The 13797-nt window shown below is 74.6% G+C and carries 12 protein-coding genes; all 12 read left to right on the top strand.

Translation table 11 applies throughout. The features are described 5' to 3' along the window. The 12 genes from carB (at position 1) to G6553_RS02520 (ending at position 13622) form a co-directional block, all read left to right on the top strand. A complete protein-coding gene (gene carB / locus G6553_RS02575; protein WP_166188903.1) occupies positions 1–3324 on the top strand; it encodes a carbamoyl-phosphate synthase large subunit in 3324 nt (1107 codons plus the stop codon). Next, positions 3321–4373: a quinone-dependent dihydroorotate dehydrogenase gene (locus tag G6553_RS02570; protein ID WP_347565452.1), complete on the top strand. Its 1053-nt coding sequence runs from the start codon at positions 3321–3323 to the stop codon at positions 4371–4373. The genes carB and G6553_RS02570 overlap by 4 nt, the downstream gene beginning before the upstream one ends. Beyond that, complete coding sequence (locus G6553_RS21985; protein WP_166188901.1) at positions 4370–5200, top strand: dihydroorotate dehydrogenase electron transfer subunit; 831 nt, start codon at positions 4370–4372, stop codon at positions 5198–5200. Before G6553_RS02570 ends, G6553_RS21985 begins: the two co-directional genes overlap by 4 nt. Beyond that, positions 5197–6012, top strand: coding sequence for a tRNA-dihydrouridine synthase (locus G6553_RS02560; RefSeq protein WP_166188899.1), 816 nt, complete (start codon positions 5197–5199; stop codon positions 6010–6012). Before G6553_RS21985 ends, G6553_RS02560 begins: the two co-directional genes overlap by 4 nt. Then, positions 6009–6839: an orotidine-5'-phosphate decarboxylase gene (gene pyrF / locus G6553_RS02555; protein ID WP_166188897.1), complete on the top strand. Its 831-nt coding sequence runs from the start codon at positions 6009–6011 to the stop codon at positions 6837–6839. Before G6553_RS02560 ends, pyrF begins: the two co-directional genes overlap by 4 nt. Continuing rightward, on the top strand, positions 6836–7282 hold the full coding sequence (locus G6553_RS02550; RefSeq protein WP_166188895.1) for a hypothetical protein: 447 nt from the start codon (positions 6836–6838) through the stop codon (positions 7280–7282). The genes pyrF and G6553_RS02550 overlap by 4 nt, the downstream gene beginning before the upstream one ends. Positions 7283–7393: 111 nt before the next feature. After that, complete coding sequence (gene mihF / locus G6553_RS02545; RefSeq protein WP_166188893.1) at positions 7394–7720, top strand: integration host factor, actinobacterial type; 327 nt, start codon at positions 7394–7396, stop codon at positions 7718–7720. Next, positions 7717–8286: a guanylate kinase gene (gmk, locus tag G6553_RS02540; RefSeq protein WP_166188891.1), complete on the top strand. Its 570-nt coding sequence runs from the start codon at positions 7717–7719 to the stop codon at positions 8284–8286. Before mihF ends, gmk begins: the two co-directional genes overlap by 4 nt. Before the next feature lie 70 nt (positions 8287–8356). Beyond that, on the top strand, positions 8357–8689 hold the full coding sequence (rpoZ, locus tag G6553_RS02535) for a DNA-directed RNA polymerase subunit omega (RefSeq protein ID WP_166188889.1): 333 nt from the start codon (positions 8357–8359) through the stop codon (positions 8687–8689). 70 nt (positions 8690–8759) lie between these two features. Next, positions 8760–9965: a bifunctional phosphopantothenoylcysteine decarboxylase/phosphopantothenate--cysteine ligase CoaBC gene (gene coaBC, locus G6553_RS02530; protein WP_347565451.1), complete on the top strand. Its 1206-nt coding sequence runs from the start codon at positions 8760–8762 to the stop codon at positions 9963–9965. A gap of 82 nt (positions 9966–10047) precedes the next feature. Further along, the gene (gene metK / locus G6553_RS02525; protein WP_166188888.1) at positions 10048–11250 is read left to right on the top strand and encodes a methionine adenosyltransferase; all 1203 of its coding nucleotides are present in this window, start codon (positions 10048–10050) and stop codon (positions 11248–11250) included. A 305-nt stretch (positions 11251–11555) separates the two neighbouring features. Next, positions 11556–13622 carry a primosomal protein N' gene (locus G6553_RS02520; RefSeq protein ID WP_166188886.1) on the top strand — a complete coding sequence of 689 codons (2067 nt, stop codon included), beginning with the start codon at positions 11556–11558 and terminating at the stop codon, positions 13620–13622. Positions 13623–13797: the final 175 nt, after the last annotated feature.

Below are 13797 nucleotides of genomic sequence, written 5' to 3'. Positions count from 1 at the left end.
ATGCCCAAGCGCACCGACATCTCGTCCGTCCTGGTCATCGGCTCGGGACCGATCATCATCGGGCAGGCCGCGGAGTTCGACTACTCCGGCACCCAGGCCTGCCGCGTGCTGCGCGAGGAGGGCCTGCGGGTCGTCCTGGTGAACTCCAACCCGGCCACGATCATGACCGACCCCGAGTTCGCCGACGCGACCTACGTCGAGCCGATCACGCCGGAGTTCGTCGAGAAGGTCATCGCCAAGGAGCGTCCCGACGCGCTGCTGGCGACCCTGGGCGGGCAGACCGCGCTCAACACCGCGATGGCGCTGGACCGCGACGGCGTGCTGGAGAAGTACGGCGTCGAGCTGATCGGCGCCAACATCGAGGCGATCGACCGCGGCGAGAACCGCCAGGTGTTCAAGAAGATCGTCGAGGACCTCGGCGGCGAGTCCGCCCGCTCGGCGATCTGCCACTCGATGGAGGACTGCCTGGCGGCGGTCGAGGCGCTCGGCTACCCGGTCGTCGTGCGCCCGTCGTTCACCATGGGCGGCACCGGCTCGGGCATGGCCTACGACGAGACCGACCTGCACCGCATCGCCGGCGCCGGCCTCGACGCCAGCCCCACCACCGAGGTGCTCCTGGAGGAGTCGATTCTCGGCTGGAAGGAGTACGAGCTCGAGGTCATGCGAGACACCGCGGACAACGTGGTGATCATCTGCTCGATCGAGAACCTCGACCCGATGGGCGTCCACACCGGCGACTCGATCACGGTCGCGCCGGCGATGACGTTGACCGACCGCGAGTACCAGAAGATGCGCGACCTCGCGATCGGCATCATCCGCGCCGTCGGCGTCGACACCGGCGGCTGCAACATCCAGTACGCCGTGAACCCGGCCGACGGTCGCCTCGTCGTCATCGAGATGAACCCGCGGGTCAGCCGCTCGAGCGCCCTGGCCTCCAAGGCGACCGGCTTCCCGATCGCCAAGATCGCGGCCAAGGTCGCGATCGGCTACACCCTCGACGAGATCCCGAACGACATCACGACCCGCCCCGACGGCCACTCGACGCCGGCCAGCTTCGAGCCGACCCTGGACTACGTCGTGGTGAAGGTGCCGCGGTTCGCGTTCGAGAAGTTCCCCGGCGCGGACCCGACGTTGACCACGCACATGAAGTCGGTCGGTGAGGCGATGGCGATCGGCCGCAGCTTCACCGAGGCGCTCCAGAAGGCGCTGCGGTCGCTGGAGAGCCCCAACGCGGTCTTCGACTGGCACCAGGAGTGGGTCGACCTCGACAAGGACGCGATCCTGGCGTCCATCCGCACGCCGCACGACGGTCGGCTGCGCGAGGTCATGGACGCGATCCGCGCCGGCGCGACGCCGGAGGAGATCTTCGACGCCACCGGCATCGACCCGTGGTTCCTCGACCAGCTCGCGCTCGTCAACGAGGTCGCCGCCGAGGTGACCGCCGCCGCCGAGCTCACGCCGGGCCTGCTGCGCCGCGCCAAGCGGCACGGCTTCTCCGACGTCCAGATCGGCAAGATCCGCGGGATGTCGCCCGACGTCGTCCGCGGCGTCCGGCACGCGCTGGGCATCCGCCCGGTCTACAAGACCGTCGACACCTGCGCCGCGGAGTTCGCCGCGGCCACGCCGTACCACTACTCCTCCTACGACGAGGAGACCGAGGTCGCGCCGCGCGAGAAGCCGGCGGTCATCATCCTCGGCTCCGGCCCGAACCGGATCGGCCAGGGCATCGAGTTCGACTACTCCTGCGTGCACGCGTCGCTGGCGCTCGGGCAGGGCGAGGGCGGCGCGGGCTACGAGACCGTGATGGTCAACTGCAACCCCGAGACCGTCTCGACCGACTACGACACCTCCGACCGGCTCTACTTCGAGCCGCTCACCCTCGAGGACGTCCTCGAGGTCGTCCACGCCGAGCAGGCCGCCGGCCCGGTGGCCGGCGTCATCTGCCAGCTGGGCGGCCAGACCCCGCTCGGGCTGGCCCAGGGGCTGGCCCGCGCGGGCGTGCCGGTGGTCGGCACCTCCCCGGACGCGATCGACCTGGCGGAGGAGCGCGGCGCGTTCGGCCGGGTCCTGGCCGAGGCGGGGCTGACCGCTCCCAAGCACGGCACGGCGACGTCGTACCCCGAGGCGCAGCGGATCGCGAACGAGATCGGCTACCCGGTGCTCGTGCGGCCGTCGTACGTCCTCGGCGGTCGCGGCATGGAGATCGTCTACGGCGACGAGGCGCTCGAGGCCTACCTGGAGAAGTACGTCGCGGCCGGGCTGATCTCGCGGGAGGCGCCGGTGCTGGTCGACCGGTTCCTCGACGACGCGGTCGAGATCGACGTCGACGCGCTCTTCGACGGCGAGGAGCTCTTCCTCGGCGGCGTGATGGAGCACATCGAGGAGGCCGGCATCCACTCCGGCGACTCCTCCTGCGCGCTGCCGCCGATCACCCTGGGCGCCCACGAGATCGCGCGCATCCGCGAGGCGACCGAGGCGATCGCCCGCGGCGTCGGCGTGCTCGGGCTGCTGAACATCCAGTTCGCGCTGGGCTCGGACATCCTCTACGTGCTCGAGGCCAACCCGCGCGCGTCGCGGACGGTGCCGTTCGTCTCCAAGGCGACCGCGACCCCGCTGGCCAAGGCCGCGGCGCGGATCATGCTGGGGGAGAGCATCGCCGAGCTGCGCGCGGCCGGGCTGCTGCCCGCGACCGGCGACGGCGGCACGCTGCCCGCCGACCAGCCCATCGCGGTCAAGGAGGCGGTCATGCCGTTCAACCGGTTCCGCACCCCCGACGGCGCGCAGGTGGACACCGTCCTCGGCCCGGAGATGAAGTCGACCGGCGAGGTCATGGGCTTCGACCGCGACTTCGGCACGGCGTTCGCCAAGTCGCAGGCCGCGGCCTTCGGCCCGCTGCCCACCGAGGGCCGGATCTTCGTGTCGATGGCCAACCGCGACAAGCGCTCGATGATCTTCCCGGTCAAGGTCCTAGCCGACCTCGGCTTCGAGATCCTCGCGACCGCCGGCACCGCCGAGGTGCTGCGCCGCAACGGCGTCGCCGCGACCGTCGTGCGCAAGCACTTCGAGGGCCCCGGCGCGGGCGGCGAGAAGACCACCGTGCAGCTGATCCTCGACGGCGAGGTGCAGATGGTCGTCAACACGCCCTACGGCGCGGGCGAGGGGCAGGCGCGCCTCGACGGCTACGAGATCCGCACCGCCGCGGTCCGCGCGAACGTCCCGTGCATCACCACCGTGCAGGGACTCGGCGCGGCCGTCCAGGGCATCGAGGCCGCGCGGCGCGGCGACATCGGCGTGCGATCGCTGCAGGAGTGGGCGAGCCGGTGACGCCGTACTCGCTGCTCTTCGACCACGTCGCCACCCGGGTCGACGCGGAGCAGGCCCACCACCTGGGCTTCCGCGCGGTCCGGGCGGGTGCGGCGGTGGCCGCGCGGCTGCCGCGGCCGGGGCGGCCGGTGCAGGCACTGGGCCAGACGTTCCCGAACGTGCTCGGTGTCGCCGCAGGCTTCGACAAGAACGCGGTCGGCATCGACGCGTTGGCCGCGCTCGGCTTCGGCCACGTCGAGGTCGGCACGGTCACCGGCGAGGGGCAGCCCGGCAACCCCAGGCCGCGGCTCTTCCGGCTTCCCGCGGACCGCGCGGTGGTCAACCGGATGGGCTTCAACAACGACGGCGCCGAGGTGGTCGCCCGCCGGCTGGCCGAGCGCGCCGCGCGGGTGCGGGGCCGTGCGGGCGGGCCGGTCCTCGGCGTCAACATCGGCAAGACCAAGGTGGTGCCGGACGACGACCAGGCGGCGGTGGAGGCGGACTACGCCAAGAGCACCCGGCTGCTGGCGCCGTTCGCCGACTACCTGGTGGTCAACGTCAGCTCGCCGAACACGCCGGGCCTGCGCAACCTCCAGGCGGTCGAGAAGCTCCAGCCGCTGCTCGAGCACGTCCGCCGCACCGCGGACACCGTGACCTCGCGGCGGGTGCCGCTGCTGGTCAAGATCGCCCCGGACCTCGCCGACGACGACGTGCTGGCCGTGGCCGACATGGCACGGGCGATCGGCCTGGACGGGATCATCGCGACCAACACGACGACCTCGCGAGCCGGGCTCGTCAGCCCGGACGCCGAGGTCGAGGCGATCGGCAACGGCGGCCTGTCCGGCCGCCCGGTCCGCGAGCGGGCGCTCGAGGTGACCCGCCTGCTGCGCGGTCGCCTCGGTGCGGGCACGACGATCATCGGCGTCGGCGGCATCACCACGCCCGACGACGCCCGGGCCCGGCTCGAGGCCGGCGCGGACCTGCTCCAGGGCTACTCCGCGTTCGTCTACGAGGGGCCGCTCTGGCCCCGTCGCATCGTCGCCGGTGTCGCACCGGTGGGGTCCGGGTGAAGGCTCCGCTCCACACCACCGGTGAGGTGCTGGCCAGCAAGCGGGTCGGCGCCTACCAGCACCTGACCGTCGTCGCGCCGGGCGTCGCCGAGCGGTTCCGCCCCGGCACGTTCGTCGCGGTCTCCGTCGACGGCACCCGTCTGGCGCGACGTGCGCTGTGGATCCACGGCGTCCGGGCGGTGGGCGGCCACGGACCGGCGCTCCAGCTCGTCGTGGAGCCGGTCGGCCCCGGCACCCGCTGGCTCGCCGAGCGCCCGGTCGGCGCCCGGGTGGAGCTGACCGGCCCGCTCGGCCGGGCGTTCGCCCTCCCGAAGCAGCCGGTCGCCACCCTGCTGGTCGGCGAGGGGTACGCCGCCGCGCCGCTCTTCCCGCTCGCCGAGCGGCTGCGCGAGCGCGGCTGCCAGGTCAACCTGCTGCTCGCTGCGCCCGACGAGCGGCACCTGCTGTCCGCGCTCGAGGCGCGCCGCTCGGCCCGCGCGGTGACGGTCGTGACGGCGGACGGCTCGGTCGGTCGCCGCGGCTCGGTCGCCGACGTGGTGGCCGGTGTGCTCGCCCAGGCCGCCGCCGAGGTGGTGTACGCCGCCGGGCCGGTGCCGACGCTGCACGCGGTCGCGGCGGTGGCCGAGCAGGCGGGGGCCTGGAGCCAGACCGCCGTCGAGCAGCCGCTGACCTGCGGCACCGGGCTCTGCCACGGCTGCCCGCTGCCGGTGGTCGGTGAGGACGGCGTCGCCCGCGTCGTCCGGGCCTGCACCGAGGGGCCCGTCGTCCGTGGCGACCGCGTCCGCTGGGCCGAGCTGGCCGGGGCACAGCCGGAGGAGCCGGCGTGATCGACCTCCCGAACCCGGTCGTCGTGGCCGCCGGCTGCGGCGGCACCGGCCGCGAGCTCGCGGCGCTGGGCGCGCTCGAGGGGATCGGTGCGTTCACCACCCGGTCGCTCACGCTCAACCCCCGCGCCGGCGGCCCGTCCCCCCGGATCGCCGAGACGCCGTCGGGCCTCGTGCACAGCACCGGGCTGCCCGGGCCGGGGCTGGAGATCTTCCTCGCCACCGAGCTGCCCTGGCTGGTCCAGCAGGGCCTGCGCGTCGTCGTGTCGCTGACGGGTGCATCCGTCGCCGAGCACGCCGAGGTGGCCCGCCGGCTGGCGCAGGCTCCCGGCGTCCGCGCCCTGGAGGTCGACCTGGCCGTCCCCGACGCCCGAGCGCACGGCTTGCTGGACGTGCGCGAGCCCTTCCACGCCGCCAACGTCGTCGCCGCGGTCGTCCGCGAGGCGCAGGACCTGCCGGTGCTCGCCAAGGTCCGCGCCGACGTGCTCCGCGTCGCGGAGTCCGCCCGGGTCGTGACCGACGCCGGCGCCTCGGCCGTCGTCGTCGGCGGCCCGCAGGCCGCCGCGCTCCCGGACGGCCGCCCCGCCGGGCTCAGCGGCCCCGCGGTGCTGCCCCTCGCCCTGCGCTGCGTGGGCGAGGTGCGCGCCGCCCTGCCCGACGTGCCCGTCGTCGGCTGCGGCGGCATCAGCACCACCGTCGACGCCCGGGCGTTCCTCGACGCCGGAGCGGTGGCGGTCCAGGTCGGCACCGCCCTGCTGCACGACCCCACCACCGCCGCGCGGATCGCGGCCGACCTCGCCGGAGGACCCTCATGACCACCAGCTTCGGGGCGCGGCTGCGCGCGGCCATGGACGAGCGCGGCCCGCTCTGCGTCGGCATCGACCCGCACGCCGGCCTGCTCGCCGAGTGGGGCCTCCGCGACGACGTCGAGGGACTGCGCCGCTTCGCGCTGACGGCCGTCGAGGCGGTGGCCCCCCACGCGGCCGCGGTCAAGCCGCAGTCGGCGTTCTACGAACGGTTCGGCAGCGCCGGGGTCGCGGTGCTCGAGGGGGTCGTGGCCGCTGCCCGGGCCGCCGGCACGCTCGTGGTGATGGACGCCAAGCGTGGCGACATCGGCTCGACCTCGCAGGCGTACGCCGACGCCTACCTCGACCCCGCGTCGCCGCTGGGCTCCGACGCGGTGACGGTCAGCCCGTTCCTCGGCTTCGGGTCGCTCGACCCGTTCGTCGACGCCGCCCGGCGCCACGGCGGTGGGCTCTTCGTGCTCGCGCTGACCTCCAACGCGGAGGGTCCCGAGGTCCAGCACGCCCGCTTGGAGGACGGCTCCACCGTCGCCGGCCGGGTGCTGGACCACCTGCGCCGGCTCAACGCGGGCGCGGACCCGCTCGGGTCCTTCGGCGCGGTCGTCGGCGCCACGATCGGCGAGACCGAGGAGGACCTCGCGTTCCACGGGCCGATCCTCGCGCCCGGGTACGGCGCCCAGGGCGGCACCGCCGCCGACGTGCGCCGCATCTTCGGCCCCGCCGCCGCGAACGTCCTGGCCAGCTCCTCGCGCGGCGTGCTCCGCCGGGGACCGGACGCCGCGGCCCTGCGCGACGCCGTGCGGGCCGCCAACGACGAGCTCGCGGCGCTGCGGCCGTGACCCGCGCGCGCCGCCTCCTCGCCGGCGGGTTCCTGCTGCTGCCGCTCGCCGCCGGGTGCTCGGAGGACCCCTTCGACGCCTACTGCGAGGTGGTCGAGGAGGAGCGGCCCGACCTCTCCGAGGCCGTCGCCGCCGGCTCGCCGACGGCCCTGATCGAGGCGCTGCCGAGCCTCGAGGCTCTCGAGGACGCCGCGCCGCGCGACCTCCGCGACGAGTGGGACCTCGTGGTCGGCCGGGTGCGGGAGCTGCGCGACGCGCTGGAGGACGCCGACGTCGACCCCGCGGCGTACGACGCCGAGCGCCGCCCCGAGGGCGTCAGCGAGGAGCAGGACGCCCGGATCGACGCCGCCGCCCGCCAGCTGGTCTCCGGCGCCACCGTGACGGCGCTGGCGGGGATCCAGCAGCAGGCGCGCGACGTGTGCGGGACCCCGCTCACCCTCTGACCGGCCGGGTGGTGGCGGTCGCCGGCCCGCGGGAGACCTGCGTTGCCGGGGGCAAAGAGTTCTGACTAGATTGACCCTGCCCTCCGTAGCTCGACCCAAAGGACATGCCCCGTGGCGCTCCCGCCCCTCACGCCGGAACAACGCCAGGCGGCCCTCGAGAAGGCAGCCGCGTCCCGCCGGGAGCGGGCCGAGATCAAGAACCGGCTGAAGAACTCGGGTGCCTCGATCGTCGACGTGCTCCGCGAGGGCCAGGAGAACGAGGTCGTCGGCAAGATGCGCGTCGTCGACCTGCTCCAGTCGATGCCCGGCCTGGGCAAGGTGCGGGCGCGGCAGGTGATGGAGCGCCTCGGCATCGCCGAGAGCAGGCGCGTCCGCGGGCTCGGGACCAAGCAGGTCGCCGCGCTCGAGAAGGAGTTCGGCTCGCGCGGTCAGGCGTGACCGAGCCCGAGCGCCGCTCCCGTCTCGTCGTCCTCGCCGGCCCCACGGCCGTCGGCAAGGGCACGGTCGCCGCGCACATCCGCGAGCACCACCCCGAGGTCTGGATCTCGGTCTCCGCGACCACCCGTCCGCCGCGCCCCGGCGAGGTCAACGGCGTGCACTACTGGTTCGTCTCCGACGAGGAGTTCGACCGGATGGTCGCCGAAGACGACCTGCTGGAGTGGGCGGTCGTCCACAAGGCCGCGCGGTACGGCACGCCCCGGCAGCCGGTCGACCTCGCGCTGGCCTCGGGCCGCCCCGCGATGCTCGAGATCGACCTGCAGGGCGCGCGACAGGTGCGTCGGACGATGCCCGAAGCGCTCTTCGTCTTCCTCAAGCCGCCGTCGTGGGAGGAGCTGGTGCGCCGGCTCGTCGGCCGCGGCACGGAGACCGAGGAGGAGCGCGAGCGCCGCCTCACCACCGCCCGCGCCGAGCTCGAGGCGGAGTCGGAGTTCGACCGGACGATCGTCAACCACGAAGTTCACGCTGCCGCGGACCAGTTGGTAGCCTTGATGACGCTCGACTGATCCGCGCTGCGCGCTCCGCGCCTGCTGCGCCCGTCGGGCACTCCTTCCACCGATCAGTGAGGCTTCACGCGTGTCTGCCCCCAACATCGACGCTCAGGGTGTCACCAACCCCTCGATCGACGACCTGCTCACCAAGACCGACAGCAAGTACAAGCTGGTCCTCTACAGCGCCAAGCGCGCCCGGCAGATCAACGCCTACTACTCCCAGCTCGGCGAGGGCCTGCTGGAGTACGTCGGCCCGCTCGTGGACACCCACGTCCAGGAGAAGCCCCTCTCGATCGCGCTGCGCGAGATCAACGAGGACCTGCTGACCTGCGAGGACGTCGACCCCGCCGAGCTCGCCGCCGAGGAGGCCGCCGCCAAGGCCGCCGCCATCGACGCGTCGTTCACCCCCGGCGAGTGACCCACTGAGCACCAGCTCCGACCACGAGGCCGCGCCCCCGACGGGGACGCGGCCCGTTGTCGTCCTCGGGGTGACCGGCGGGATCGCGGCGTACAAGGCCTGTGAGCTGCTGCGCCGGCTCACCGAGTCGGGGCACGACGTGACCGTCGTGCCCACGGATTCCGCGCTGGAGTTCGTCGGCGCCCCCACCTGGGCGGCGCTGTCGGGCAGGCCGGTGGCCACCGACGTGTGGACCGACGTGCACCGGGTGCCGCACGTGCGGCTGGGCCAGTCCGCCGACCTCGTCGTCGTCGCACCGGCCACCGCAGACACGATCGCGCGGGCTGCGCACGGCCTCGCCGACGACCTGCTCACCAACACGCTGCTCACCGCGCGCTGCCCCGTGGTGCTCGCGCCGGCGATGCACACCGAGATGTGGGAGCACCCGGCGACGCAGGCGAACGTCGCGACCCTGCGCGAGCGGGGCGTGCTGGTCATCGAGCCGGCCGAGGGCCGGCTGACCGGCAAGGACACCGGCAAGGGCCGGCTGCCCGAGCCGGCGGAGATCTTCGAGCTGTGCACGCAGGTGCTCGCCCGCAGCGCGGCCGGAGGCGGCGCAGGTGTGCAGGACCTCGCCGGGCGCCACGTGGTGGTCTCGGCCGGCGGCACGCGCGAGTACCTCGACCCCGTCCGCTTCCTGGGCAACCGCTCGTCCGGGCTCCAGGGCTTCGCGCTCGCGCGGGCAGCGGCGGCGCGGGGCGCGGAGGTCACCCTCGTCGCCGCGAACGCCAACCTGCCCGACCCGGCCGGGGTGAAGGTCGTGCGGGTGGAGACCATCGCCCAGCTGCGCGACGTCGTCGTCCCCGCCGCGGCCTCGGCCGACGCCGTGGTGATGGCGGCCGCGCCGGCGGACTTCCGCCCGGCGACGTACAGCGACGCGAAGATGAAGAAGGCCGCCGACGGCTCCGCGCCGGCCATCGAGCTGGTGCAGAACCCCGACGTGCTCCACGAGATCAGCACCACCCGGCCCCGGCCGGACACGGTCGTGGTCGGCTTCGCCGCCGAGACCGGCGACGACACCGGCTCGGTGCTCGACCTGGCGCGCGCCAAGCTCGCGCGCAAGGGCTGCGACCTGCTCGTCGTCAACGACGTCAGCGGGGGAGCGGTCTTCGGCAGTCCCGAGAACGAGGCGGTCATCCTCGGCGCCGACGGCACCGCGACCGACGTGCCGCGCGGGTCGAAGTCGGCGCTGGCCCACGCCATTTGGGACGAAGTCGTCCGCAGGTTGCAGGATTGAGCGACTCGCACTGAGACGCCCGTCCCACCTCTCGGGACGCGTCCTAGGGTGAGCACCGACCCCGAACGACAGGAGCTGCACCGTGGCCGGACGACTCTTCACCTCCGAGTCCGTGACCGAGGGACACCCGGACAAGATCGCCGACCGCATCAGCGACACGGTGCTCGACTACCTGATGGCCAACGACGGTGACAAGGAGAACCTCCGCGTCGCCGTGGAGACCCTCCTGACCACCGGCCTCGTCGTCGTGGCCGGCGAGGTCCGCACCAACGCCTACGCCCCCGTGGCCGAGCTGGTCCGCGAGGCGATCCTCGACATTGGCTACGACTCCTCCGAGAAGGGCTTCGACGGCACCACCTGCGGCGTGCAGGTCGCCATCGGCGGCCAGTCCGCGGACATCGCCCAGGGGGTCGACCACGGCCACGAGTCGCGCGTCGGCACCTCCGAGGACGAGCTGGACCGCCGCGGCGCCGGCGACCAGGGCCTGATGTTCGGCTACGCCTGCGACGACACCCAGGTGCTCATGCCGCTCCCGATCGTCATCGCGCAGCGCCTCTCCGAACGGCTCACCGAGGTCCGCAAGACCGGCGTCATGGACAACCTGCGCCCCGACGGCAAGACCCAGGTCACCATCGAGTACGACGCCGACGACCGCCCCGTCCGCGTCGACACCGTCGTGCTGTCCACGCAGCACTCCGAGGAGACCGACCTCGCCAAGCTCGAGATCGAGATCAAGCAGAACGTCATCGACCCGGTCCTCGCGACCTTCGACATCCCCTCCGACGACTACCGGCTGCTGGTCAACCCCACCGGTCGCTTCGTCGTCGGCGGCCCCATGGGCGACGCCGGCCTGACCGGCCGCAAGATCATCGTCGACACCTACGGCGGCATGGCCCGCCACGGCGGCGGCGCCTTCTCCGGCAAGGACCCGTCGAAGGTCGACCGCTCCGCCGCCTACGCCATGCGCTGGGTCGCCAAGAACGTCGTCGCCGCCGGCCTCGCCCGCCGTTGCGAGGTCCAGGTCGCCTACGCGATCGGCAAGGCCCAGCCGGTCGGCGTCTTCGTGCAGACCTTCGGCACCGGCGTCGTCTCCGACGAGGAGATCCAGAAGGCCGTCCTGGAGGTCTTCGACCTGCGCCCCGCCGCGATCCTGCGCGACCTCGACCTCCTGCGCCCGATCTACGCCAAGACCGCCGCCTACGGCCACTTCGGCCGCGAGCTCCCCGAGTTCACCTGGGAGCGCACCGACCGCGCCGACGCCCTCAAGGCCGCCGCGGGCGTCTGAGCGTCCCCGCTGGTCGATCAGGGAGGGCCGCCAGGCCCGACGCCCGCTGGTTGAGCAGGGAGGCGCCCCAGCGCTGAGTCCCGCTGGTTGAGCAGGGAGGCGCCCCAGCGCCGACCGTGTCGAAACCCGGTGAGAGACGCAGGGCCGCAACCACGGTCACCGGGTCTCGACACGGCTCGCTGGCGCTCGCCTGCTCGACCAGCGGGGCGCGGCGGTGTGTCCTGCTGGTCGAGCAGGAAGGCGCGCAGCGCCTGTCTCGAAACCTGCCGACCCCACCGTCGGTGGTCGCTGGGAGACTTCGGCTCGTGAGCGGACCGGAGGAGCAGCCCGAGCTGCTGCCCGCCCATGAGTGGCAGAGCGTGCGGGCGAGCGTGAAGGAGTCGCAGGCCAAGGCGCGGGCGACCCGCGCCCGCAAGGCGGCGGAGGCGGAGGTCGCCGAGGTCGACCCGGTGGCGCGGGTCCTGGTCGACGTGGCGCTGGCGCACCTCGACCGCCCCTTCGACTACGCCGTGCCGGCGTCGATGGCGGACGCGGCGCGACCGGGCGTCCGGGTCAAGGTGCGGTTCGCGGGGCAGGACGTCGACGGCTACCTCGTCGAGCGCGCCGCCACCTCCGACCACACCGGCCGGCTCGCCCCGCTCCGCCGCGTGGTGAGCGACGAGCCGGTCCTGAGCCCGGCGGTGGCCGGCCTGGTCGCCGCGGTGGCCGAGCGGTACGCCGGGAGCCGCTCCGACGTGCTCCGGCTGGCGGTCCCGCCGCGGCACGCGACCACCGAGAAGGAGCCGTCCCCGGCGGAGCCGCCGGTTCCCGCGGCCCGCCCGGACGAGGCCGCCGGCTGGGCCACCTACGAGCACGCGGCGGCGTACCTCTCCCACCTCGCCGGCGGCGGCGCCCCCCGCGCCGTGTGGTCGGTCGCGCCGGGGGAGGACTGGCCGCGCCGGCTGGCCGAGGCGGCCGCCGCGACGCGCCGGTCGGGGCGCGGGACGCTCATCTGCCTGCCCGACGGCAAGGACGTCGACCGGGTCGACCGGGCGCTGACCGACCTGCTCGGTGGCGACCACCACGTCACGCTGACCGCGGACGCGGGGCCGGCCCGGCGCTACCGCGACTTCCTGGCCGTCAGCCGCGGGGCCCGGCGGATCGTCGTCGGGACGCGGGCCGCCGCCTTCGCGCCCGTCCACGACCTCGGCCACGTGGTCGTGTGGGACGACGGTGACGACCTGCACGCCGAGCCGCGGGCGCCGTACCCCCACACCCGGGAGACGCTCCTGCTCCGCGCCGAGCGGGAGGGCGCGGCGGCGCTGGTCGCGGGGTTCGCGCGCAGCGTCGAGGCGGAGTACCTCCTGCGCACCGGCTGGGCCCACGAGCTCGCCGCCCCGCGCCCGGTCGTGCGTGAGCGGGTGCGCGTGGTCGTCGCGGGTGCCAGCGAGCTCGACCTGCGGCGGGACCCCCTCGCCCGCGCGGCGCGGCTGCCGCACCAGGCGCTCGAGGCGATCCGCGAGGCGGTGGCAGACGGACCGGTGCTGGTGCAGAACCCCCGGCTCGGGTACGTCGCCGCGCTGGCCTGCGAGCGCTGCCGGACGCCGGCGCGGTGCGACGTGTGCCGGGGCCCGCTCGCCCTGACGGGGCCGACCACGCCGCCGGCCTGCCGCTGGTGCGGGACGGAGGTGCCGGCGTGGGCGTGCGGCGAGTGCGGCCACCGCGGGCTGCGCGCGCCGGTCATCGGCGACGCGAGGACCGCCGAGGAGATCGGCCGGGCGCTGCCGCGCGTGCGGGTGCTCACCAGCTCGCGGGACCGGGTGCTGGCCACGGTGGACGCTCGGCCGGGGGTCGTCGTGGCGACGCCGGGCGCGGAACCGGTCGCGGAGGGCGGCTACGCGGCGGTCGTGCTGCTGGACGCGTGGCTGCTGCTGGGCCGCACCGACCTGCGCACCGACGAGGAGGCGCTGCGGCGCTGGTGCGACGCGGTCGGGCTGGTGCGCACCGGCGGTCGGGCGCTCGTCGTCGGCGACCCGGCGCACCCGGCCGTGCAGGCTCTCGTGCGGTGGGACCCCGGCGGCTTCGCGGCCCGGGAGACCGTCGAGCGCCAGGAGGCCCACCTGCCGCCGGCGAGCCGGCTGGCGACGATCACGGGCGAGCCCGGCGCCGTCGACGACGCGCTGACCCTGCTGAGCCTGCCGGAGGTCGGCGAGGTGCTGGGACCGGTCCCCACCTCGCTCGGCGAGCAGGACGAGCCCGAGGTCCGCGCCGTCGTCCGCGTCCCCCGGGCGCACGGTCCCGCGCTGGGGCGGGCTCTCGGCGAGCTGCAGCGCGTCCGCTCCGCCCGCAAGCTCGACGCCGTCCGGATCCAGGTCGACCCGCCGTCGTTGTAGTCCGTGCCGGCGCCTGCCCCGACGCCCGCTCCCGGACCCGCTGCCCGGGTCGTGTGCCTGGCGACGCGGTCCGGTGCGTTCCCAGGCACACGACCGCCGTGGGGCCGCCCGGGATCGGGGGTCGTGTGCCCGAGGACGCGAGCGCGCGCGTGCTGGGGCACACGACCGGCGCTGC

The organism is Nocardioides sp. IC4_145, from assembly GCF_011250565.1.
In the GTDB taxonomy this organism is placed as follows: domain Bacteria; phylum Actinomycetota; class Actinomycetes; order Propionibacteriales; family Nocardioidaceae; genus Nocardioides.
Note: the sequence above shows the minus strand (reverse complement) of the source record. Positions and strands in the feature narration are given on the sequence as shown.

Coding starts and splice junctions, on each gene's coding strand:
- carB (WP_166188903.1), top strand. CDS start 1: ATGCCCAAGCGCACCGACATCTCGTCCGTCCTGGTCATCGGCTCGGGA.
- pyrF (WP_166188897.1), top strand. CDS start 6,009: ATGACCACCAGCTTCGGGGCGCGGCTGCGCGCGGCCATGGACGAGCGC.